14 protein-coding genes are annotated in these 21,314 nt (G+C 67.9%); 5 read left to right on the top strand and 9 right to left on the bottom strand.

The features are described from left to right. Nucleotides 1–28 precede the first annotated feature (28 nt). The 4 genes from BJ998_RS45920 to BJ998_RS45905 all read right to left on the bottom strand — a co-directional run bounded on the left by BJ998_RS45920 (nucleotide 29) and on the right by BJ998_RS45905 (nucleotide 5,751). Nucleotides 29–373: an MmcQ/YjbR family DNA-binding protein gene (locus tag BJ998_RS45920; RefSeq protein WP_184870509.1), complete on the bottom strand. Its 345-nt coding sequence runs from the start codon at nucleotides 371–373 to the stop codon at nucleotides 29–31. 111 nt (nucleotides 374–484) lie between these two features. Then, nucleotides 485–1,000 carry a hypothetical protein gene (locus tag BJ998_RS45915; protein ID WP_184870508.1) on the bottom strand — a complete coding sequence of 172 codons (516 nt, stop codon included), beginning with the start codon at nucleotides 998–1,000 and terminating at the stop codon, nucleotides 485–487. Nucleotides 1,001–1,273: 273 nt separating this feature from the next. Then, nucleotides 1,274–3,400, bottom strand: a complete 2,127-nt coding sequence (locus BJ998_RS45910; protein WP_184870507.1) for an ATP-binding protein — start codon at nucleotides 3,398–3,400, stop codon at nucleotides 1,274–1,276. Then, complete coding sequence (locus BJ998_RS45905) at nucleotides 3,397–5,751, bottom strand: ATP-binding protein (RefSeq protein ID WP_184870506.1); 2,355 nt, start codon at nucleotides 5,749–5,751, stop codon at nucleotides 3,397–3,399. The genes BJ998_RS45910 and BJ998_RS45905 overlap by 4 nt, the downstream gene beginning before the upstream one ends. Nucleotides 5,752–6,387: 636 nt before the next feature. On the opposite strand from BJ998_RS45905, the gene BJ998_RS45900 reads away from it, so the two are divergent. From BJ998_RS45900 to BJ998_RS45890, 3 genes are all read left to right on the top strand, one after another. Beyond that, complete coding sequence (locus BJ998_RS45900; protein WP_184870505.1) at nucleotides 6,388–6,867, top strand: ester cyclase; 480 nt, start codon at nucleotides 6,388–6,390, stop codon at nucleotides 6,865–6,867. Between the two features lie 196 nt (nucleotides 6,868–7,063). Next, nucleotides 7,064–9,424: an ATP-binding protein gene (locus tag BJ998_RS45895; RefSeq protein ID WP_184870504.1), complete on the top strand. Its 2,361-nt coding sequence runs from the start codon at nucleotides 7,064–7,066 to the stop codon at nucleotides 9,422–9,424. Nucleotides 9,425–9,439: 15 nt separating this feature from the next. Next, complete coding sequence (locus BJ998_RS45890; protein ID WP_184857452.1) at nucleotides 9,440–10,696, top strand: IS701 family transposase; 1,257 nt, start codon at nucleotides 9,440–9,442, stop codon at nucleotides 10,694–10,696. A 246-nt stretch (nucleotides 10,697–10,942) separates the two neighbouring features. On the opposite strand, the gene BJ998_RS45885 is transcribed toward BJ998_RS45890, so the two are convergent. After that, complete coding sequence (locus BJ998_RS45885) at nucleotides 10,943–11,161, bottom strand: DUF3631 domain-containing protein (RefSeq protein WP_184870503.1); 219 nt, start codon at nucleotides 11,159–11,161, stop codon at nucleotides 10,943–10,945. 85 nt (nucleotides 11,162–11,246) lie between these two features. Between BJ998_RS45885 and BJ998_RS45880 the strand changes: the two genes are divergently transcribed. Next, nucleotides 11,247–12,215 carry a PaaX family transcriptional regulator gene (locus BJ998_RS45880; RefSeq protein WP_221339778.1) on the top strand — a complete coding sequence of 323 codons (969 nt, stop codon included), beginning with the start codon at nucleotides 11,247–11,249 and terminating at the stop codon, nucleotides 12,213–12,215. A gap of 183 nt (nucleotides 12,216–12,398) precedes the next feature. On the opposite strand, the gene BJ998_RS45875 is transcribed toward BJ998_RS45880, so the two are convergent. The 3 genes from BJ998_RS45875 to BJ998_RS45865 all read right to left on the bottom strand — a co-directional run bounded on the left by BJ998_RS45875 (nucleotide 12,399) and on the right by BJ998_RS45865 (nucleotide 16,755). Then, nucleotides 12,399–13,598: an SGNH/GDSL hydrolase family protein gene (locus BJ998_RS45875; RefSeq protein ID WP_221339777.1), complete on the bottom strand. Its 1,200-nt coding sequence runs from the start codon at nucleotides 13,596–13,598 to the stop codon at nucleotides 12,399–12,401. A gap of 55 nt (nucleotides 13,599–13,653) precedes the next feature. After that, nucleotides 13,654–15,693: a galactosylceramidase gene (locus tag BJ998_RS45870; RefSeq protein WP_184870502.1), complete on the bottom strand. Its 2,040-nt coding sequence runs from the start codon at nucleotides 15,691–15,693 to the stop codon at nucleotides 13,654–13,656. A 168-nt stretch (nucleotides 15,694–15,861) separates the two neighbouring features. Next, nucleotides 15,862–16,755, bottom strand: coding sequence for an alpha/beta hydrolase family protein (locus BJ998_RS45865; RefSeq protein ID WP_184870501.1), 894 nt, complete (start codon nucleotides 16,753–16,755; stop codon nucleotides 15,862–15,864). Between the two features lie 633 nt (nucleotides 16,756–17,388). Between BJ998_RS45865 and BJ998_RS45860 the strand changes: the two genes are divergently transcribed. Next, nucleotides 17,389–18,426 (top strand): glycosyl hydrolase 53 family protein, encoded by a 1,038-nt coding sequence (locus BJ998_RS45860; protein WP_184870500.1) that lies wholly within the window; start codon nucleotides 17,389–17,391, stop codon nucleotides 18,424–18,426. 319 nt (nucleotides 18,427–18,745) lie between these two features. Here BJ998_RS45860 and BJ998_RS45855 read toward each other — a convergent pair whose 3' ends face one another. Next, nucleotides 18,746–21,088 carry an ATP-binding protein gene (locus tag BJ998_RS45855; RefSeq protein WP_184870499.1) on the bottom strand — a complete coding sequence of 781 codons (2,343 nt, stop codon included), beginning with the start codon at nucleotides 21,086–21,088 and terminating at the stop codon, nucleotides 18,746–18,748. Between the last annotated feature and the right edge of the window lie 226 nt (nucleotides 21,089–21,314).

Genomic DNA, 21,314 nt, shown 5'->3' with positions numbered 1-21,314 from the left:
CCGTCGCGCTGGGGCGTCGGCTGACGGTTCAGCCGGCGTCGAGGTACGCCGCAGCCACCCGCTTGGGCACGCACATCGTCCAAGCGTTGATCACCAGCTCGGTGAGCTCGTCGGCGTCGAGTTCGTCGAGCGTCGCGTGTATCCAGTTGTAGCGCATGTCCGACGGCCGCGGCAGCTGGAACTTGTGCGGCTCCGCGGCGACGAGTGCCTCCCGGTACTCCTTCGGGTACGCGAAGCCCATCGTCGTCTCGTCCGGCGACAGCGCGATGTAGACCAGCCGTCCCACCCGGAACTTCACCCGGTCGCGCACCACTCGCTCCTCACTGCGCGGCAGCGACGCCGTCACCGCACGAATGTCCGCCACTGTGGCCACGGCTCCTCCTCGACTGCGTGAACGCGGGGTAGGTGAATCCCACCATTCAACCCGGTAGCGCAACCGCGAGGGCCGCGGCGTGGCCGCGGCCCTCGTCAGTTCGTGACTCGTTCAGTTGTGCACGGTCTCGCAGGCGCCTTGACGGCCTCCGCCGACGAAGGTGGTGGCGCAGTAGTACCCGGCGGCGACGTAGTTGTAGGGCGACCAATCGAAGAAATACCCGCCGCCCGTCTCGTAGAACCACCCGCTGTCGGCGATGACGCCGGAAGGACCGTTGATCTGCATGTCGGCGTTGCCGGACGAAAGGAAGTCCGTCTTGTTCTCCATGTACTGGACGTAGAGCCCGGAGCCGTGGATGGAGAGGCAGACTCGAGGGTTGGATCCGGAGCAGCCGATGGACGAGTTGGGCGCCAGCGTGGTCGCCGCGCTGTCGTGCTGTGCGGACTCCTTGAAGATCTTGAGCGTGCCGTTCGCGGTGGTGACCGTCTTGACGAGGACGTCGCCGGTGGCAGCGGTGACGTCCTGGGTCTGGTGGGTCTGCCCTGCGGTGGCGTTCGCGGAGCCCGCGGTGACGGCCACGGCGACCGCCACGACGCCGATTGCCGTCGCGACCCGACGCGCCAGCATGGAAGGACTCTTCACTGATTTCCCCAATTCTCAGCGTGGATGTCTCGATGTCGGCCGACAGCTGTCACCTTGTCGGTGCTCGGTACCCGCTCGGTACCCGGCGGGTTCCCTGTGGGGTCGGTGAGTGCTGGGTCAGTCGTGCGCGGAGGACGTCGGCGTCGGGGGCGGTGGATAGTGATGTCCTGAGTGGACAGTCCGAGGCCGGCGGGTGCGGCGACCCGGTGTTCCCTGAAAGCTAGAGAGGTCGGTCGGCAGGTACCGGTGCGGGCTGGTTCACGTGGCCGTTCGGTCGCTGGTGTCCTCGAGGGCGTACTCGATGGCCTGGTCGAGGGTGAAGCGGGCGCCGTGCCGGAAGGCCGCGGTGAACTGCTCATTCCCCAGCACGCTGAGGGCGTGCTGTTGGCAGCGGTCGTGAATGGAGGCAAGGTACCTCGGGCCGGATGACGGCGTCCCGGCGGAGCGCCAGATCGCGTGGGCCGCGCCGAGCAGCCGCGCGGCGCGGGTGTGCAGGCCGTCGGCTCCCGCGATCCAGGCCAGCGTCTCCAGGTAGTGCGCGACAACCCACCAGTCACCGATGCGCAGTGCGGCGGGGATGCCGTCCCGGATCAGCCGGCAGGCCTCCTGCCGGTCACCGGACAGCCACCGACCGAGACTGAGCACTGCCAACGCGTAGGTCCTGGACGAGGACGCACCCCGACTGTCGCACAGGGCCAGGCATTTCTCGCCAAGGGCGACCGCGCGATCCGGGTCGCCGAGGACCGCGGTGGCCAGGGTCAGATAGATCAAGCCGAGCCAGACGCCGGGCGGGTCGTCGAGCTCCTGATGGCGAGCGAGGGCGTCTTCGAGGAGCGTGACCGCGTGGTGCAGGTCGTTCTGGAAGAACGCGGCCACTCCAAAACACAGCGTGGTGTACGCGAGGACGGACTCGTCCCCCAGCCGGTGTGCCAGCACACGAGCCTGCTCCAGCAGCGACCGCGCGGTGACCAGGTCGGCCTGCAGCAGGGCGAGGTGGCCGTCGACCCACAAGGCGTTGGCCCGTTGCGGGCTCGGCTCCGGGTCCAGTTCCAGGGCCCGGTCGAGCCAGTAGCGGCCCTCCCCGTGCGTGCAGAAGCGGACCCAGTGATGCCGCAGGGCGGCGGTGATCTCCAGCCCGGCCCGGGCCTGGCCGGGTTCGGTCAGGCAGAACTCCAACGCGGCCCGCAGGTTGGCGTGCTCGCGCCGCAGAACGGTGATCCATGGCAGCTCGTTCGGGCCCAGCCACTCAGGCCTCGCCCGCATGACCAACTGGCGGTAGTGGTCGCGGTGCCGCGCGCGCACCACCATCAGGTGGCCGGAGGAGGCCAGCCGTTCCTGGCCGTGCTGGCGGATGGCCTCCAGCATCCGGTACCGCGCGCGGACGTCGGTCTCGTCGGGGACCACGGTCAGCACGGACTTGTCCACCAGCCCGGCCACCAGATCGAAAACGTCCTCGCAGGCGATGCCCATCCCGCCGCAGACCACCTCGGCCGCGTCCAGGTCGAACCCGCCGGCGAACACCGAGGCCCGGGCCCACAGCTGCTGCTCCAGCGAGGAGCACAGGGCGAAGCTCCAGTCGATCGCGGCCCGCAGCGTCTGCGCCCGCGGGACCGCGACCCGGCTGCCGGTGCTCAGGAACCCCAGGTAGTCGTCCAGCCCGATCAGGATCTCGGCGACCGGCATGGCCCGAACCCGCAGCGCCGCCAGTTCGATGGCCAGCGGGATACCGTCCAGCCGGTGGCAGATCCGCACCACCGTCGCCCGGTTACCGGCATCGACCGCGAACCCCGGCCGGGCCAGCGCGGCCCGTTCGGCGAACAGCCGCACCGCCTCCCCCCGTGTGAGGGCGCGCGGGATCACGGGCTGTCCGAGATCCGGCACGGGCAGCGGAGGCACCTCCAGCAGGTGCTCCCCGGCCGTGCCCAGAGCTTGCCGGCTGGTGGCCAGAATCCGCACTCCCGTGGTCGCCCGCAGCAGCCGGCTGGTCAGCACCGCGCACGGGTCGAGGAGGTGCTCGCAGTTGTCCAGCACCAGCAGCAGCCGTTTGTCGGCCAGGTAGTCGGCCAGCGTCTGCGTGGTGGACCGCTGGCCCTGCTGATGGTGGATGCCCAGGGCGTCGGCCACCGTTGGGGCCAACAGTTTCTCGTCGGTGAGCGCGGCCAGCTCGACCAGCCACACCCCGTCCGGGAACGCCTCGCGCGTCCGAACGGCCACTCGCAGGGCCAGGCGGGTCTTGCCAACCCCGGCGACCCCGGTCAGCGTGAGCAGCCGCGCCCGCCGCAGCAGCCGCACAGCCTGGGCGACCTCCCTGCGGCGGCCCACGAAACTGGTCACCTCGCCCGGCAGGTTGCCCACCGGCCGCGGTGATCCGACGCCGGTCCTCACCGGCCCCGGCCCTTTCGCTCTTCGACGATCCAGGCGGCGAGCTGGGTGCGCTTGGTGAAGCCGAGCTTGGCCAGGACGCGCTCCACGTGACCCTCGGCGGTGCGCTGAGCGATCACCAGCCGGGCCGCGATCTCCTTGTTGGACAGTCCCTCCGCGACCAACTCGGCGACCTGCCGCTCCCGGCGAGTCAACGACGTGCCCGTGGTGTCCGTTGTGGTGGTGGCCGGAGTGGCGCGTTCTGGTGTCTCGCCGAGCGCGTAGGAGACGGCCTGGTCGAGGTCGAGTGCCGTGCCACGGTCGAACGCGATCTGGAACGCGCGGTCGCCCAGGGCGCAGCGGGCCTGTCGCTCGCACGCCTCGCGCGCGGCCAGGTAGTACCGGGAGCCGAACAAGGGCTGGCCTCCGACCAGGGGCCAGATCATGCTGGCCACGCCAAGCAGGACCGCGGCCCGCTCGCCTTCGCCAGCCGTCCCCGCGATCCACGCCAGCCGCTCAACCAGCAACACCGTGCCAAACGTGTCGCGAAAGGTGTGCATGGCCCGCAGGCTGTCCTTGGCATGCGCGCTTGCTAGCGCCACCTCGCGTCGTGTCCATTCGGCGAAGGACAGAGCGTAGAGCATGTACGCCCGCGTCCATTGCTCGCCGTGCCGCTCACTGAGCGCAAGACCCTGCTGGCAGAGCTCGTCGGCGCGGGCGAGGTCTCCCTGCAGAACAGCGACCCCGACCAGCGTGACGTAGGCGATGATCACGGTGGTGTTCAGTTCGCCGAGGGCCTCGAAGCGTGCCAGGGCATCCTCCAGCAGAGCCTGTGCGCGTGGTAGGTCGTCGCGGAACCGTGCGGCGGCTCCCAGGATGAACAGGGCGTACGCCAGCAGGTTGTCTTCGCCTCGGGGCTGGGCCCAGGCCCGACATTCCTCGGCCATGTCCGCGGCAGTGGCCGCATCCCCCTGCAGAACGGCGAGGTGGGCGTTGATCCACAGAGCCGTAGCCCACCCCCTGTCCGGCTTGACGTGCATTGCCAGTGCCCGGTCCAGCCAGTGCCGGCCCTCGGACAGGAAGCCGCAGTGCCAGTAGAAGTGCAGGGCCGCGGCCAGCCGCAACCCGTTCTCGGATTCGCCGGGCACAGCCAGGCAGAACCCCAGGGCGAGGCGCAGATTCGCATGCTCACACCGGGTCCGGGCGAGCACCTCCAACTGGGTGGGACCGAACCACTCGGCCTCGCCTCGCTCGGCCAACGCCAGGTAGTAGTCTCGATGCCGTCGGCGCAGCACCGCCTCCTGCCCGGTCGCCTTCAAGGCGTCGTGCCCATAGTGGGCGATGGTGTCCAGCAACCGGTACCGCACTCGGTGACCGTGATCCTGGTTCTCCCGGATCAGGATCGACTTGTCCACCAATCCCGTCACCAGATCCAGCACCCGGTCCCGGGCGATATCGTCCCCGGCGCACACCTCCTCGGCCGCGTCCAGGTCGAACCCGCCGGCGAACACCGACACCCGCGCCCACAGCATCTGCTCCAGTGGCGAGCACAGGTGGTAACTCCAGTCGACCACTGCCTGCAGCGTCCGGTGACGGGGCAGCACCGCCCGGCAGCCCGCGCGCAGGAGCCGGAAACGGTCGTCCAGCCGGTGCAGGATCTGTTCTGGCGAGAGCACCCGTAGCCGCGCCGCGGCCAGTTCGATCGCCAGCGGCAGCCCGTCCAGCCGGCGGCAGATCCGGGCAATCGTCGTGTGATTGCCGGCGGTGATCGCGAAGTCGGGCCACACCGCCACCGCGCGCTCGGTGAACAGGCGGATCGCCTCGTTGCCGACCAGTGTCCCCGGCTGCCGCGGACGTTCGGGGGCCAAGTCCGGCAAGGGCAGTGGTGGCACGGCGAGAACGTGTTCGCCCAGTGTCGACAGCGCGTGCCGGCTGGTGGCCAGGATCCGCAGCCCCGGCGCCACCGCCAGCAGGTCGGCCGCCAGCCCCCCGCACCGGTCCACCAGATGCTCACAGTTGTCCAACACCAACAGCAGCTGCTTGTCCCGCAGGTAGTCCACCACGACCTCTCGCGGCGACCGCGCGGACTGGTCCCGGAGCCCGACGGTGTCCGCGACCGTCTGCTCCAACAGCGTGCGGTCCTGCAACGCGGCCAGCTCGACCAGCCACACTCCGTCGGTGAACGCACGCCGCACCCTGGCCGCCACCCGCAACGCCAGGCGAGTCTTGCCCACCCCACCAACCCCGGTCAACGTCAGGAGCCGGCTGGCCGTCAGTAGTCGCTTCGCCTCGGCGACCTCCCTGCGACGGTCCACGAAACTCGTGGCCTCCGCGGGAAGATTGCCACCACATTGCGGCGACCTGATGCCCGACATGGACCTCTCGTTCGTTTGACTTCGAAACGGGCCGCGAGCCGGGCGCATGCTGAACGGTCCGCAGCGACCACGATACGCTCACTGCGGCCATCGACATCACGCTACACAACCCGCCATATCAACGAGAACACCCTCGGTAGGCAACGAAATATCACCATTCCCGTCAAGAGCACTCCGAGGGCTTCAACTCTTGCTGCGCAAGAGAATACGACACCAGCAGAGAATATACCGGTAACGCGCCACCAGAACCGCACGAGCTGACGCAGTATCGTCAATGGCCATTAGCGGACTGATCGGACAGGCCCACGGCCGGACATGCCGCTCGTGGTGGACCCGGTATTCCCCACTTTCACTCCGGGTGTGGGTGCGATCTTTGTATTGTCTTTGCGCTGTCTTTTCATTGGGGCTTCAGTGGCCGTCGGGTCCCGAAGGAAGCCCGCAGGCGTCTCGTCGAACCGGGTCACCAGCGGGACATCCCCGTACACAGCGGCCGTCCTCCTGTCCGGCTCTGTCGCGTTCTGGACAATGTCGCATATTCGCCCGGCTCCCAGTGCGGACACTGCGAGTTCGCAGCCGGGTTGCCAGCAAAGTCCGGCGGTGAAACACTGAAAACATTGGCAAACTAGGAGATCGATAATGGCCATGACCGACCAGGAGCGGATAGCCGCCCAACGCCGGACGATCGACGAGCACCTCCAAGGCGAGAACGCTCACGACTGGGCACGTGTGTACGACACCTTCCTCAAGGACGAGCGTGCGTACTACGACGTCGTCCCCTTTAGCACCCGTTACCCTGGATTTCAGGGTGTCCAGGACTTCTATCAGATCATCGAAGCGGCCATCCCGGACTTTCGCATCGTCGTCGCCGGTGAATACGACACCCCTGGGGTATCCGTTCGTGAGGTGACGATCACGGGGACACACCGCGGCGAGTACTGCGGGCTCGCGCCGCAGGGCCGGCCGGTTTCGGTGCAGGTGGCCGCGTTCTATCTCTTCGGAGACGGGGACGAGTCGGCAAAACTCGTCGGCGAGCGCATCTACTACGACAACGAGACCCTGCTCCGGCAGATGCAGGGTGAGGAGAACGCGGTGACTGGATCGTCCACCAGGCGGTGAAGGCGCAGGCTCCTCCATCAGTTCCGCCGCCCGACGACGATCACCCCGCCGTCACGTCGTGACGAGGCTGATCCTCGCCCCCGGTAACGCTGGCAGCCAGCGGCCACTGACGAGAGCACGCCAGGTGACGCTGTTCCTCAGGGCCTGGACGGTGAGGACAATGGCCCCCGACTTGAACCGGCAGTGGGGTTAGGACATGGTTGTGAAGCAGCCGCGGGGCAACCTGCCCTATGAGGCGTCGAGTTTCGTCGGCCGCACCCTGGAGGTCGCCTCGGCGAGGCGGTGGTTGTCGGGAACTCGGCTGTTGACCTTGAGCGGTCCCGGTGGGGTGGGCAAGACACGGCTGGCGCTGCGTATGGCCGCCAAGGTGGGTAGCGCGTTCCGGGACGGCGTCTGGCTGGTTGAGCTGGCCACGCTGGAGGAACCAGACCTGCTGGTGCAAGCCGTCGCCATGACACTGGGAATCCGGGACTGGTCGTCCCGACCGACCCGTGAAGTGCTCCTGGACTACCTGACGGACAAACAGATTCTGCTGGTGCTGGACAACTGCGAGCACCTGATCGACGCCTGCGCGAACTTCGTGCAAGCCGTGCTGCGCGTAGCCCCCGAACTGCGAGTACTGGCCACCAGCCGGCAGTCGCTGCAGGTCCAGGGCGAACAGCTCCTGCTGGTGCCGCCGCTGTCGCTACCGGACTCCGACCGCGTGCCATTACCGGATGAACTCGACCAGTACGAGGCGATCACCCTGCTGAGCCAGCGAGCGGGCGCCGGGGGTCGCCGCTTCATCCTCACTCCTGACACCATCCCGCTCGCCGTCCGGCTCTGCCGGCGACTGGACGGGATCCCGTTGGCCATCGAGCTCGCCGCCGTGCGATTGAGGACGCTGTCGATCGAACAACTGGTCGCCGGGCTGGAACACCATCATCATCTGCTCGCCGGCGGAAGCTGCACCGCCCTGCCCCGCCACCAAACCCTGCGTGCGACCATTGACTGGAGCTTCGAGCTCTGTCTACCCGCGGAACGACAGTTGTGGGCCCGGACATCGGTGTTCGCCGGGGAGTTCGACATCGACGGCGTCGAGAGCGTCTGCTCTGGTGACGGCATCGCCCCTGCGGACGTCGTCGATCTCGTGGAGAACCTGGTGGACAAGTCCATCCTGACCCGGTCCGACCCCCCATACAGCCGACGCGCGCGGTACCACATGCTCGAGACGATTCGTCAGTACGGACAAGAAAGGCTCCGTGCCGCCGGCGAGGAGCAACGAGTGCGGCAGCGGCACTGCGATTGGTACCAGCGCCTCGCCGAGCAGGCCGCGCAGGACTGGTTCGGCCCGAACCAGGAGCAGTGGGTCACTCGGCTGCGCAGCGAGCACACCAACCTGCGGACAGCCATCGAGTTCTGCCTCGCCGAACGGACTCGCGCCCAGTCCGGGTTGCGCATAGCCGGAGCGCTGTGGTGCTACTGGATGCCGTGCGGAGTCCTGTCGGAAGGGCGGCAGTGGATCGACCGTCTGCTCCCGCTGGCCCCCGAACCGACCAGGGCGCGCGGCACCGCGCTGTGGGTCTACAGCTGGGCGGCCTCCCATCAGGGCGAACCGGCCGCCAGCCACGCCAGCGCCGAGCAGTGCCGCGCGCTGGCCGAGCAGTTGGGGGACGCACAGATGGCGGCTTACGGCCTGCAGGTGGCCGGGCTGAGTGCGCTGAGCAGCGGCGATCTCGCGGGCACGCGGGCGTTCTGTGCCGAGGCGTGGCGCCGCCATCTCGCCCTCGGTCAGATGGCCAGCCCCGCGGTCATGGCACTGATGCAGCAGGGTTTCGCCGCGTCGCTGCAGGGAGATTTCGACCAGGCCGTCGAGTACGCCGAGGAGTGCGTAAGCATCACCAGGGCACACGGCGAGCAGTGGACCCGCTCGTGGGGTCTCGTCGTGCTCGGCCTCGCCCTGTGGCGCCGGGGCGACTATCAGCAGGCGATCCCGCCACTGCGGGAGAGCATCGCGATCAAACGCACCCTCCACGACCTGTTCGGTCTCGGCATGGCGACGGAATTCCTTGCCTGGTCGCTGACCTGTACCGGCCGCCACGAAGACGCGGCACGGCTGTTCGGCGCCCTCGAGCGCATCTGGCCGTTGGTCGGCGTCCCTTTGATGGGGATCCAGCCGCTCGCCGAGCACCACGAGGAGAACGAAGCGAATACCCGTGCCGCCCTCGGTGGAAAGGCTTTCGACACCGCGTTCGGAAAGGTCGCAGGTATGGGTCCGTACCAGGCACTCGGCCAGGTGTTGGGCACAGGTGCCAGCGAGCAAGGATTTTCACCGAAGCGGGACGGCCAGCTGTGGTCGCCATTGACATGCCGGGAGCGAGACGCGGCCCTGCTGATCGCCGAAGGTCTGTCGAACAAAGCCATCGCCGCCAGACTGGTCATCACCCAGCGCTCTGCAGAGGCACTCGTGGAACGCATTCTGGTCAAGCTTGGTGTGACTTCACGCACCCAGGTCGTCGCCTGGGTCTTCGAACGACAGGACACTAGTAGGACTTTGTTACTTCGGGATGGAGTGTGAGATGATCTTGGAGTGATGCCCGCCGAGTTGGACGCTGTGCGTGACCGCCTGGAGGAGTTCGCCGGTGAGGTGTTCGCGCCGTTCTCGCGGCGGGAGCAGCGACTCAACGGCGGGCTGTACCTGCGAGGGCTGATGCTGGACGGGCGACGCAAGTCCATGCAGCCCATGGCCGAACGCCTCGGCGTGGACCATCAACGGCTGCAGCAGTTCATCACCTCCTCCACCTGGGACCACATCGCCGTGCGCCGTCGCCTGGCCGACCGGGCCATCACCACGGTGGCCCCGGACGCCTGGGTGCTGGATGACACCGGCCACGTCAAGGACGGCGACGCCTCACCGTGCGTGTCCCGCCAATACACCGGCACCGCCGGCAAGATCACCAACTGCCAGATCGCGGTCAGCGTGCACGCCGTCACCGACACCTGCTCGGCCCCGCTGGACTGGCGCCTGTTCCTGCCCGAGAGCTGGGACGACCAGAAGACCGACGATCCGGGCCAGGCCGCCCAGATCGCCGCCCGCCGCCGTCGGTGCGGCATCGGCGAGGACCAGCGGCACATCCCGAAGTGGCAACAGGCCTTGGAGATGCTCGACGAACTCGCCGAGTGGGGCCACACCCCGCCACTGCTGTGCGCTGACGCCGGCTACGGCGACAACACCACCTTCCGACTCGAACTGGACTACCGGGGCATCGGCTACGTGGTGGCGGTCAAGGGCAGCACCTCGGCCTACCCCGGCGACGCGATGCCGGTCACCGCGCCCTACTCCGGACGGGGACGCCCACCGCGGCCCGGTTACCCCGACCAGGCCAGCACCGTGGCGGAGCTGGTCCAGGCGGCCGGGCGCGGCCGGCTGCGCCAGGTCACCTGGCGCCACGGCAGCAAGAAGACGCCGGGCAACCCGACCGCGCGTATGCGGTCGAGGTTTATCGCGCTGCGGGTCCGGCCGGCCAACCGGGACATCCCTCGGGCCGAGGATGGCAGCCTGCCGCAGTGTTGGTTGCTGGCCGAATGGCCGGTCGGCGAGTCCGAGCCGACCGACTATTGGCTGTCCACCCTGCCCGAGCGCACGCCGGTCAAGACCTTGGCGCGGTTGGCCAAGATCCGGTGGCGCATCGAGCATGACTACCGCGAACTCAAAACCGGGCTCGGCCTGACCCACTTCGAGGGCCGGTCCTGGATCGGGTGGCACCGTCACGTCACCCTGGTCTCGACCGCACACCTGTTCCTGACCGAGTTGCGTCTGAGCGACCCAAAAGCTGTTGGGGCGGCTTGACTTTCTACAAGATCCTGCACGTCCTCCAGGTGTTGCTCGCGACCTGGACAGGTCGATGCCCCACATGTCATCAGCGGCCACCATGACGACCTAACAAAGTCCTACTAGTGGCTGACTGCGGAATGGTCGACGTGCGAACAGAGAGGCTGACCAGCTGGTGCGCGGGCTACTCGGCTGTTGCTGTGCTCGCGGTCCAAGAACGCCACGGACGCGGAAATCCTCGTGCTGCGTCATCAACTCGCGGTGCTACAGAGGCAGGTACAGGGACCACGCGTCGGTCAGCACTACCTGTGCCGTAGTTAACGCGTTCGGGGCGACCAGGTACTTGCGTAGTTCCTTGGACATTCGCCGGTCGGTCAGCGCCTTTCCGGCCAGGTCGATCCATGGGCGGTCATCAACCTCCCACAGTTCCGCGAGCAGGTCTTTGGTGGCCAACCGATCCGTGCAGCGCGGTGACCGCTTCACCGTACGCCATTCACGTCTCACTGTGCCAAGCAAGGCTCGGTGTGCTTAACGCAACTCGCCATGACACCTGGTGTACAGTCGGGTCGTGGTCGCGCCGAGCACGGGATTGCGGGAGATGTTTCCCGACGCGGTCGAGGAACGGGTGCGGTTTCCGCGTCGGCGGGAGGGTCGGTCTCCGCAGGATCTGGCGACGATTGTGGTGGCGGACTACACGGCCAGCACCCGGGCCTGGCTGCCTACGGCGGCGATCGTGGCGCTGCTCGCCCAGTTCGACGTTACCAGCGCGGCCGCTCGCATGACGATCAGCAGGCTGGCCCGGCGGGGACTTCTGGAGGGCAGACGGCAGGGCCGACACAGTTTCTACCGTCTGACCCGGTCCGCCGCCGCCGATTTGTCGATCGGCGGGTCCGCGATCGCGACGTTCGGTGCCGAAACCGAGCCCTGGGATGGATCGTGGACGGTCGTCATGTTCACCGTGCCGGAGGAGGCGGTCGCGCAGCGGCGGGCACTGCGCGGCGAGTTGCGGTGGCGGGGGTACGCGCCGCTCTATGACGGGGTGTGGGTGTCACCGCACCCGATGACCGCGGAGACCCGGACCCACCTGTCGACGGCGACGCTCGGTGCGTTGACGGTTCTCCGCGCACAGCATTGCGACCTCCAGACGGGGGTCACCCGCAATCCCGTCGAGGCTTGGGACCTCACGGGCATCGTCGAGCGGTATGAGCAGTTCATCCGGCATTGGGACGGGATCGTATCCACGATCAAGGATGGCGCGGTCACGGGTGCGGCGGCGTTGCGGGCACGTACCGAGATGGTGGACGCGTACCGGGGCTTCCTGATGATCGATCCGCGACTTCCCGCCGAGGTGATGCAGTCGGACTGGCCGCGCGCACAGGCCAGGGATCTGTTCGTGGCGGTGTACGACGGACTCGCCGATCCGGCTCAGCAGTACGTCCGTGAGGTTGTGGCCGGCGTGGATGACGGATCGAGCCGGGGCATCCAGGCTCACACCGTGGCTGAGTTGACCGCGGGTATCGACGTGCCCACGCACTGAGGCCGCCGTGGCACGGGCTGTCGACCCGGGCCATCGTGTGTTGGCGGTATCTGTTCCGGTTGCCCGACCGGTGCCGGCCGGCGCGGCTGATGTCGCCGTCGAGGCCTGGGCGAATCGTGGCGCGACAGCCAGGCGCCCCGCGAGAGTGGGGTCGCCCGGCGTGTCCGCCTGCTGCGTCTGCACCTACCAGGTCAATGGCAGCGTGCCGAGGAACGTGCCGAGCTGGGTCGCGATGAGCTGGTCGTCGTGCGCGGAGTAGTGCCAGTCGCAGCCGCGGAGGTCCAGGCCGGCCTCGTCCAGCTGCCAGTGGCGGACTCGGCTGTCGCCCCGGCTGTTGACAGCCTGGACGACCTGCCGGGTTTGGTCGCCGAACAGCTTGGTGCCGGCAACCACGATCATCGTGGTGGGATCGTACCGGGCACGGAGCTTGCCGATGAAGGCGATGTACGCGGCCCGGTACGCCGCGGCGAGGCTGTCCGGCGTCCACTGCTCGGAGCCGTTGACAGGGGTCGAGAAGTCGTTCGTGCCCAAGTGGATCACGACGACCTGGGGCTGCCAGGTGGCCGGCTTCTGCCAGACGTCGCCGTTCACGTTCAACAGCGCGCGATCGTAGTACGTACGGTAGTTGACACTGGGTGAGCCGCCGTTGTAGTTCCGGACCATGCCCAGCCCCGAGTACGCGTTGACCTGGTAGTCGGCGTCCAGGTGCCGGGCGGCGAGGGCGCCGTAGCTCACATCGGTGTTGGTGCGCAGGGCAAGCTGATCGCCGGTGCAGGTTCGGGTCGTGGAGAGATTGCCGTAACCCACGGTCAGTGAGTCGCCGATGAACTCGATCTGCCGGCGGCGTGCGGCCGGTGGCGAAAGGATCGAGCCGCCCGGGGCGGCGACGAGGCCACCGAACGCGCTCGTGGCCCACGGGCTGTCGTTGCGCTTCACCAGTCGCACGCTGTGCTCACCATTGGGCAGATTGGTGATCCAACGGGTGGTGCGCCCCGGCTTCACCAGCGTGGCCACGGTGGCGCCGTCCACTTGGATGTCGTAGTCGCTGGCCGAGTCGTTGAGAACCAGCCCGACGCCGGTGCCGCGGAAGCGGCCCTCGAAATACACGCCTGGCCAGCTGTACTGCACCGCGTCATTGGCAACCTTGACCCGTCCGGCGGTCTGAACCTGGGACAGCACGCCGGTCGGCGTCGGAGAACTGGACGACGGCACGGTCGGCGTGGCAGTGACGCCGCCAGTGCACGTGACGCCATTGGGCCACTGCGAGCTGGACTCATATGCCACCGCGCACCCATGTGCCGCGGCGCTGGCGTTGAAGGTCGTCGCGACGACGCCGACGACCACCAACGCGGTCAGTGCTGAAATCACCTGTACCGGTCGCACGGTTTCTCCTTGGTTTGCCGACGATGGCCGTTTGCCGTTGGGGGACCGCGCTGTACTACGTCGTTGGCGTCGAGGCGCCCGGCCCGGCGGTGATGAAGAGGTTGTCGAACTGGGCGGTCTCGCCCTCGCTCGTGCCGTATCCAGCCATTCCGGCGGTGTAACTGCCGTCGGTGACCGTACGCACGGTCCGGCCGTCGATGACAGCGCTGATCGAGTTGCCGGAGAAGGACAGGCCGAGGGTGTGCCACCGGTTGGTGCCCAGCGCGGACACCGTGCCGCTGGCCAGCGTGACCCTGTTCCCGTCGTTGCTGTTGTTGCGCAGGATCGACCAAACACCGGTGTCGGAGACGCGCAGGTAGTAGGCGTTGATCGCGTTGGGGCTGAAGCTCTTCTGGGTGCCGGCGCGCCCGATCAGTTCGACGGATCCGGGCTTTTCGAGCAGTGCGTCGGTGCTGATCGCGTAATTCCGCCAGGCGATGTCGCCGATCAACGCGTACGGGGTGGACCGGTTGGCCCAGTTGATGGGCGCCTGGGCGGCCATCTGCCGCACGCACCGCCCGGAACGGCTGGCGCCGCACGCGGTGATTTCGAAGGCGCCCTGCTGGTCCTGCAGGTATTTGGCCTCTCGACCCACGTCGTAGCCGTCGAAGTTGTCCGCGTACGGCAGGGCCATGACCGACTGGCCCGGGCTGGTCGCCGTGCCCTTGCCGCCCCTGGTCGTGGTGGTCAGCGTGTAGACGTAGCCCGGCTGCAGGGTCAGCGAGAACGTGCCGTTGGCGGAGGGCGTGATGTCGAGGTTACGGACGAGGTAGGCGCTCGGATTGTTCGAGTTGACGTTCGTGGCCCACACATGCACCGCGCCGGTGGACAGGCCACCGGTGACCGTCGCGGTGAACGTCTGGCTCGCCGTGGCCTGCGTCGTCTCGATGATCGTGCTGTAGTCGGTGCTGTTCGTCGACTTGAGCGTCACGTAGCTGCCGTTGGCCCGGTTCCCGCCCAGGAACCCGCTGGCCGAGTCGATGTAGCGCCAGCCGGGCGCGGTGAACTGTGTGGTGTGCGCCATCACCCAGGCGTTCTTGCCGATCGAGTACCACCCCGACCACGGCTGCGGCGCGTGCGCGACCCCCATCGTCGGGTACGGCAGGTTCGGGGTGATCGCCGCGATGAGCGGCCAGTTGAGGTACGCGGTCGCCTTCCCGTCGATGTAGCCACGGTTGATGCCCCGCGCCAGCGCCTGGGCGCCGGTGTTGTAGTCGTCCGATCCGTTCTCACTGGCCCAGATGACCTTGCCGGACGCACGGGCGTTGCTGGAGCTGGGGCAGGTGGTCTGCGCCGACCGGTACCCGCAGATGTAGTGGATGCCGATGACGTCCACCGAGCGGGCGAAGGCAGCGTCGGAGACCACATCGTTGGCCACGTTCCAGTTGTTGGACGCGTCGTCGGCGACCACCTTCACGTTGCCGTACCCTTTGGCGTTCAACGTGTTCTTCAGGTTCTCGTACCAGCTCTTGACGTAGCCGCGTTCGTTCCACCCGCCCAGGTAGTCAATGGTCAATCCATGGCCCTTGGCGCAGTTCAGCCACGCGGTCAGGTAATCGATCATGTCAGTGGACCAGAAGTTGCCGTTGCCGACCCAGCCCGGCGCGCCCCAGGACAACGCCGCCAGCCTGATGTTCGGGTTACGCGCCTTGGCCTGCTCCATCAGCCACCACTCGTAGCCGCGGTTACAGTCGATCACGCCCCGGGTGTGCTCGTGGCTTGGCTCCGCGCCGCTCGTGGAGTTCGTGTCCCCACCGACCTCCACCTTCAGCAACTGCACCGCGGCGCCGTAGCCCGGGGCGAACAGGTAGTCGAGGACCTGGCTGCGCTGTGGCTCCGGGTAGTCGAACAGCAGTCGGCTGTTGCCGCCCCCACCGCTGATCGCGCCGACGCCGTCGAACACCCGGCCGGTCGCCCTGCCGTCGATCGTTGTCGTCGTGGCGGCCTGAGCGGGCGTGGCGGAGGCCACCGCGAGTACCGACGCGACGAGGGTGAGAACGGTCGATAGGACGAGGCGGCGGTGCCAGCGCCTACGCCGCCCGTAGAACCGATCCATGCTGTGCTCCTGGCGTGAGGTTGGATTGGTGAGCGGTACTCCAGATGTGTACGGCGGCGCGCCGGTCGCCGTTGGTGGTGACCAGCGCGCCGCCGATGCCGGGGATCCGCACTGAGGCCATCGGGGTTACCGAGGCGTCCTCGCGCGCCCTCGGCGTAGCTGCTCGTCCTAGCGAGGGACGAACTCCCACTTCGTCTTGGCGGACATCGCGTCGCTGGGCAGGCGGTTGAGGGCGGCGGTGTCGCCGTACATGCCCCAGCGCGCCCAGTCCACGACGGTGGTGGGGAACCGGTTGTCGCTCCAGAAGCTGGTGTGGGTCCCGCCGAGGAAGGTGAGGAAGGCTTTGGGCGCGGGCATCTCGCCGTACGCCTGCCGAGCTGACGAGTAGCTGACGGTCGTGTCCTTGTCGCCGTGGACGAACAGGACCTTGGCATGGACCGTGCTGCTCGGTGCGCCCATTCGCTGGCACGACTGCGGGTTGGCGGAGACGATGCGGCTGTCCGGCCAGGAGGTCAGGAGGCCATCGGTGATCATGCCACCCAGGGAGTGGCCCGATACGCCGACACCGACCGTGGTGTTGATGTGGCCGGCGAGGGGGTCGCTGGCGGTGTTGAGCGCGAGAGTCCGGGTGAGGATCTCCGAGACGTCCCTGGACTCGTTGCCGTTGTTGACGTCGGCGAAGTTGTGCTGGAAGTACGGCGCCGGGACGATGAAGCCCGCCGCGGCGAGAGGCTTGATGAGGAAGAGGGAGTTCTGCGGGCTGCTGTTCCAGCCGTGGGTGAAGTTGTAGATCGGGAAGACACCCGGGGCGACCGGTGCGTTGGTGACCGGGTTGCCGCCTGGTTTGCCGGTGGCCGGGTAGTACACGTAGGTCGTTATCCGGCGGGAGCCGCGCGTCCAGTTGTACTGACGCACGCCCACCGCGAACGGTGTGGTCGGCGCGCTTTGCTGGCCACTGACGGTGGCGGCGCCCGCTTCCCAGGGCCTGACGAGGGAGAGGCCTCCCACGGCCGCCGCTCCGGCCAGGCTCGCCCTCAGGAGGGCACGTCGGCTCATCGCCATGATGATCTCCTTGAAATCGCAAGGCTAAGGCTTTCCTGAACGTCAGGGTTCCTCCCGACCACGGCCGCGTGCGGGCACGCTGGTGATGCGGGAGGTGGTGTCGGCCGTCCTGCGAACGACCCGCGAGGCGCGGTGTCGCGGGCCGGGCCGGCGACGGTCGGTGACGCTGCCTGCCGGCCTGAGGACCCGAGGCACCGCCAACAAGATATATCAATTGCCAAGACGATCGGTCTATGTGCGGTTATCTGCGGTGACCGAGGGTACAGACCGCCCTGGGTGCTGTAAACCGCCTTCGACCAGCGGCTGGTGTGCCCGCCGGAGTGGTTGGCGACGTTGGACGAGTTGGTCCAGCCGGCCATCGAACTCCGCGAGACCCGGTCAGCTTCGATGCTGGGGTTGAGCACGTGGTTGCCGCCGTCGACGGATCGCTTTCGGTCCAGAGTGCGGCTGGTTGAAAGTTTCAGTCGTTGGCGGGCTGGGGAACCGTATGTGCATGCACCGGCGTTGCCGCAGCTCATGGGCGTGAGGCGAGGAGCGCCTGCGTGGTGGTGAACGCTGATTGCTGCCGGGACCTTTGCCGTGTTGGTGGACAGCTTGCTGTACTCCCTGGTGCTTTCACAGTGAGGAGCACTCATGGGCGAGCTGCCGGTTAGCAGGCGATCCTTTCTCCGGACCACCGCGGCGGGCGCGGGTGCGCTGGCACTCGGCGCCCTGACCGCAGGGCAGTCGGCCGGCGCAGCCGAGGCGGAAAGCGCTTTCCACAAGGGCGCGGACATCAGCTGGGTGCCGCAGATGGAGGCCCACGGTTACTACTGGCGCAACGCCAGCGGTGTGCGCCAGGACATCCTCACCATCCTCAAGGGCTACGGCCTGTCGGCGATCCGGCTGCGCACGTTTGTGAACCCGTCGTCCGATCCGGTCAGCGGGCATTGCAGCATCAGCGAGACCGCTGCGATGGCGGTGCGCGTGCGGGACGCCGGCATGGCGCTGAGCATCGACTACCACTTCAGCGACACCTGGGCGGACGAGGGACATCAGCCTACGCCGGCGGCGTGGGCGCGGATGAGCTACAGCCAGCTGCGCAGCGCCATCGCCAGCTACGTCGACAGCAGCATGAACGTCATCAAGAGCAGGGGCGTGACCCCCACCTGGGTGCAGATCGGCAACGAGATCAACTCGGGAATCTGCCACCCGGTCGGCAGCGTCTCCAACCCCGCGCAGATGACCGGCTTGCTCAACGCCGCGCACGACGCGGTGAAACAGGTCTTCCCCAACGCCATCGTGATGATCCACTTGGCCTCACCGCAGCACTCGTCGGTGGCCAGCTTCTTCAAGGCCTACAGCTCCCACGGCGGCAAGTGGGACATGAACGGCTTCTCCTCCTACGGCAGTGCCAGTGCCGCGGCCGGACTGGTGAACGACATGAAGTCGGTCTCGAACGCCTACGGCAAGCCGTACATGCAGGTGGAGTTCGGCGGGCCGGTGAGCAATCCGTCGGGCACCGAGACCACGCTGAAGAACTTCCTGACCGCGCTGAAAAGCAGCGGCGGACAGGGGTTGCTGTACTGGGAGCCCCAGAGCTACTCGCCGTTCAACGGCTACAACATGGGCGCCTGGAACTCCACCAATCGCGAACCCACCGCGATCATGAACGGTTTCGCAGCCGGGTGAAGCAACGTCGATAGCGTGTTTCGGCGACATCTCCTCGACTTTTGGCGCGGTACACGTGCTGCGCGCCTGGCTAGCCGCTGATGCGGCCAGTCGTTGGTCACTGCTGCTTCGACACGCAGCGAAGTGTCATCGCGAGTGGCCGCCCGGTCGGAAACTTCGTGCGTGCACGTGGCTTCCGACCGGGAATTCCTCCGGACCGTGCACGACGGCGTCACTGACCTCCGGAATGTTGACGTGGGCGTAGGCGCGCGCCACCTCGCCCGGGGCAAGGAGAACTCCGGCAGGTTGCCCACCGGCCGACCCGGTCCGGTCCCGGCCATCACTGGTCTCGGGTTTCTCGCTGGTGGATGACCCATGCGGCGAGTTGGATGCGTGTGGTGAAGCCGAGTTTGGCCAGGATGTGTTCGACGTGGCCTTCGGCGGTGCGTTGGGCGATCACCAATCGGGCGGCGATGTCCTTGTTGGACAGTCCCTCGGCGACGAGTTCGGCGACCTGCTGCTCCCGGCGGGTCAACGGTGTCTCCACGGTATGCGTGGGGGCTGGGTCCGAGGATGTGGATTTCTCGCCGAGGGCGTAGGCGATGGTCTGATCCAGGTCGAGGTCGGTGCCACGGTTGAAGGCGGTCTGGAAGGCACGGTCGCCAAGGGCGCGGCGGGCCTGCCGCTCGCACGCCTTGTGCGCGGCAAGATGCTGGGTAGAGCCGTGCAGGGGTTGGCCGCCGAGCAGGGGCCACAGTTGCCGCGCCGCGCCGAGCAGCACGGCGGCTCGCTCGCCCTCGCCGGCTGTGCCGGCGATCCAGGCCAGCTGCTCCACCAGCAACGCCGTGCCGAAGATGTCGTTGAAGATGTGCATGACCCGCAGGGCTTCTCGTGCGAGCGTGCTCGCCCGCGTCAGCTCGCCCCGTGTCCATTCGACGAGAGCCAGAACGCCGAGTGTGTAGGCCCGCACCCACTGTTCGCCCTGCCGTTCACAGAGTTCCAGGCCCCGCCGGCAGACCTCGACGGCGCGGGCGAGGTCCCCCTGGAAAACGGCTAGCGCGGACAGCATGACATGGGCCATGACCACCGTGCTGTTCAGTTCACCAAGGGCGTCGAAGCGTGCCATCGCATCCTCCAACAGCACTCGCCCACGCGGTAGGTCACCGCCCAGCCATGCGGCGTTTCCCAGCATCGAGACGGCGTACGCCAGCATGGCTTGGTCACCGTGCAGCTGGGCCCAGTCCTGACACTCCTGCGCCATCGCCGTGGCGGCTGGGAGGTTTCCCTGCCGGAGAGCGACGCTGGTGTTGCTCCACAGCGCGGCGGCCCGCGCTCTGTCCGGCTGGGCGTGCAGGGCCAGTGCTCGGTCCAGCCAGTGGCGGCCCTCGGCCACGAAGCCACAACGCCAGTAGAAATGCAGGGCCGCGGCCAGCCGCAGCCCGACCCGGGACTCGCCCGGGGTGGCCAGGCAGTACGCCAGGGCCAGCCGCAGGTTCGCGTGCTCGCGCCGGGTCCGGGCGGCCACTTCCAGCTGGGTCGGGCCGAACCACTCGGCCTCGCCCCGTTCGGCCAGCCCCAGGTAGTAGTCCCGGTGCCGCCGACGCAGCACGGCCTCCGCCCCGGCCGCCCGCAGCACGTCCCGCCCGTAGTGGCGGAGGGTGTCCAACAGCTGATACCGCGCCCGGGCAGCGTCATCCTGGCCCTGCCGGATCAGGATCGACTTGTCCACCAACCCGGCCAGCAGATCGAGTACCTGGTCGGAGTCGACGCCGTTCCCGGCGCACACCGCTTCCACCGCTTCCAGGTCGAACCCGCCGGCGAACACCGACACCCGAGCCCACAGCGTCTGCTCGGCCGGCGAGCACAGCTCGTAGCTCCAGTCGACCACGGCTCGTAACGTCTGGTGACGGGGCGGCACCGAGCCGGTGTTGACGCGCAGGAGACGGAAGCGGTCGTCCAGCCGGTGCTGGATCTGCTCGGGGGAGAGCACCCGCAGCCTTGCGGCGGCCAACTCGATCGCCAACGGCAGTCCGTCCAGCCGACGGCAGATCCGCGCGATCGTCTCGTGGTTGTCAGCGGTGACCCTGAACTCGGGCCGCACCGCCGCCGCGCGCTCGGCGAACAGGCGGATTGCCTCGTTCTGAAGCAGTTTCCGAGGGTGGGGTGAGCGTTGTGGGTCCGGCACCGGCAGCGGCGGCACCGCCAGGATGTGTTCGCCCGGCGTGGACAGCGCGTGGCGGCTGGTGGCCAGGATCCGCAGTCCCGGAGCCGCCGCAAGCAGCTCGTCCGCCAGCCCCGCGCAGCGGTCCGCCAGGTGCTCGCAGTTGTCCAGCACCAGCAGCACCTGCCTGTCCCGCAGGTAGCCCACCAACACGTCCAGTGGCGACCGCGCGGACTGATCCTGCAGCCCCACGCTGTCCGCGACCGTCTGCTCCACCAGCGTGTGGTCCTGCAGGGCGGCCAGCTCGACCAGCCACACGCCATCGACGAAGGCCCGCCGCACCCCGGCCGCCACCCGCAGCGCCAGCCGGGTCTTGCCCACCCCACCCGCCCCGGTCAACGTCAACAGCCGGGCCGCGGACAGCAGCCGTTTCGTCTCGGAGATCTCCCGGCGGCGGTCCACGAAACTCGTCGCCTCGGCGGGAAGGTTGCCCGCGTGCCGCCGCGGCCTGATGCCCGACATCACAGATCCCACGTTCGCAGGTGTCATCCAGGCCGCGAGCCGGACCCGGTCACCGGGTCCACCTGCGGCCACGTCGCGTTACCCGTACCTTCCGCACGCACCTCCGCGCGTGACGAAGTGCCATGGCTGCCGACAAACTGCAGGCAAGAATGTGGCAGCAATCCGGTATGGGGAACGGCAGCGGTAGGCGCAGTCGCGACAATGACCGCTAAACGCCAGCGAGACA

Source organism: Kutzneria kofuensis, from assembly GCF_014203355.1.
Taxonomy (GTDB): domain Bacteria; phylum Actinomycetota; class Actinomycetes; order Mycobacteriales; family Pseudonocardiaceae; genus Kutzneria; species Kutzneria kofuensis.
This window is presented reverse-complemented; position numbering and strand designations above follow the sequence as displayed.

What these genes read in the sequence shown, in the direction of transcription:
- BJ998_RS45915 (WP_184870508.1), bottom strand. Translation starts at nt 1,000, where the DNA reads ATGCTGGCGCGTCGGGTCGCGACGGCAATCGGCGTCGTGGCGGTCGCC.
- BJ998_RS45905 (WP_184870506.1), bottom strand. Translation starts at nt 5,751, where the DNA reads ATGTCGGGCATCAGGTCGCCGCAATGTGGTGGCAATCTTCCCGCGGAG.
- BJ998_RS45900 (WP_184870505.1), top strand. Translation starts at nt 6,388, where the DNA reads ATGGCCATGACCGACCAGGAGCGGATAGCCGCCCAACGCCGGACGATC.
- BJ998_RS45895 (WP_184870504.1), top strand. Translation starts at nt 7,064, where the DNA reads ATGGTTGTGAAGCAGCCGCGGGGCAACCTGCCCTATGAGGCGTCGAGT.
- BJ998_RS45890 (WP_184857452.1), top strand. Translation starts at nt 9,440, where the DNA reads ATGCCCGCCGAGTTGGACGCTGTGCGTGACCGCCTGGAGGAGTTCGCC.
- BJ998_RS45870 (WP_184870502.1), bottom strand. Translation starts at nt 15,693, where the DNA reads ATGGATCGGTTCTACGGGCGGCGTAGGCGCTGGCACCGCCGCCTCGTC.
- BJ998_RS45865 (WP_184870501.1), bottom strand. Translation starts at nt 16,755, where the DNA reads ATGGCGATGAGCCGACGTGCCCTCCTGAGGGCGAGCCTGGCCGGAGCG.
- BJ998_RS45860 (WP_184870500.1), top strand. Translation starts at nt 17,389, where the DNA reads ATGGGCGAGCTGCCGGTTAGCAGGCGATCCTTTCTCCGGACCACCGCG.
- BJ998_RS45855 (WP_184870499.1), bottom strand. Translation starts at nt 21,088, where the DNA reads ATGTCGGGCATCAGGCCGCGGCGGCACGCGGGCAACCTTCCCGCCGAG.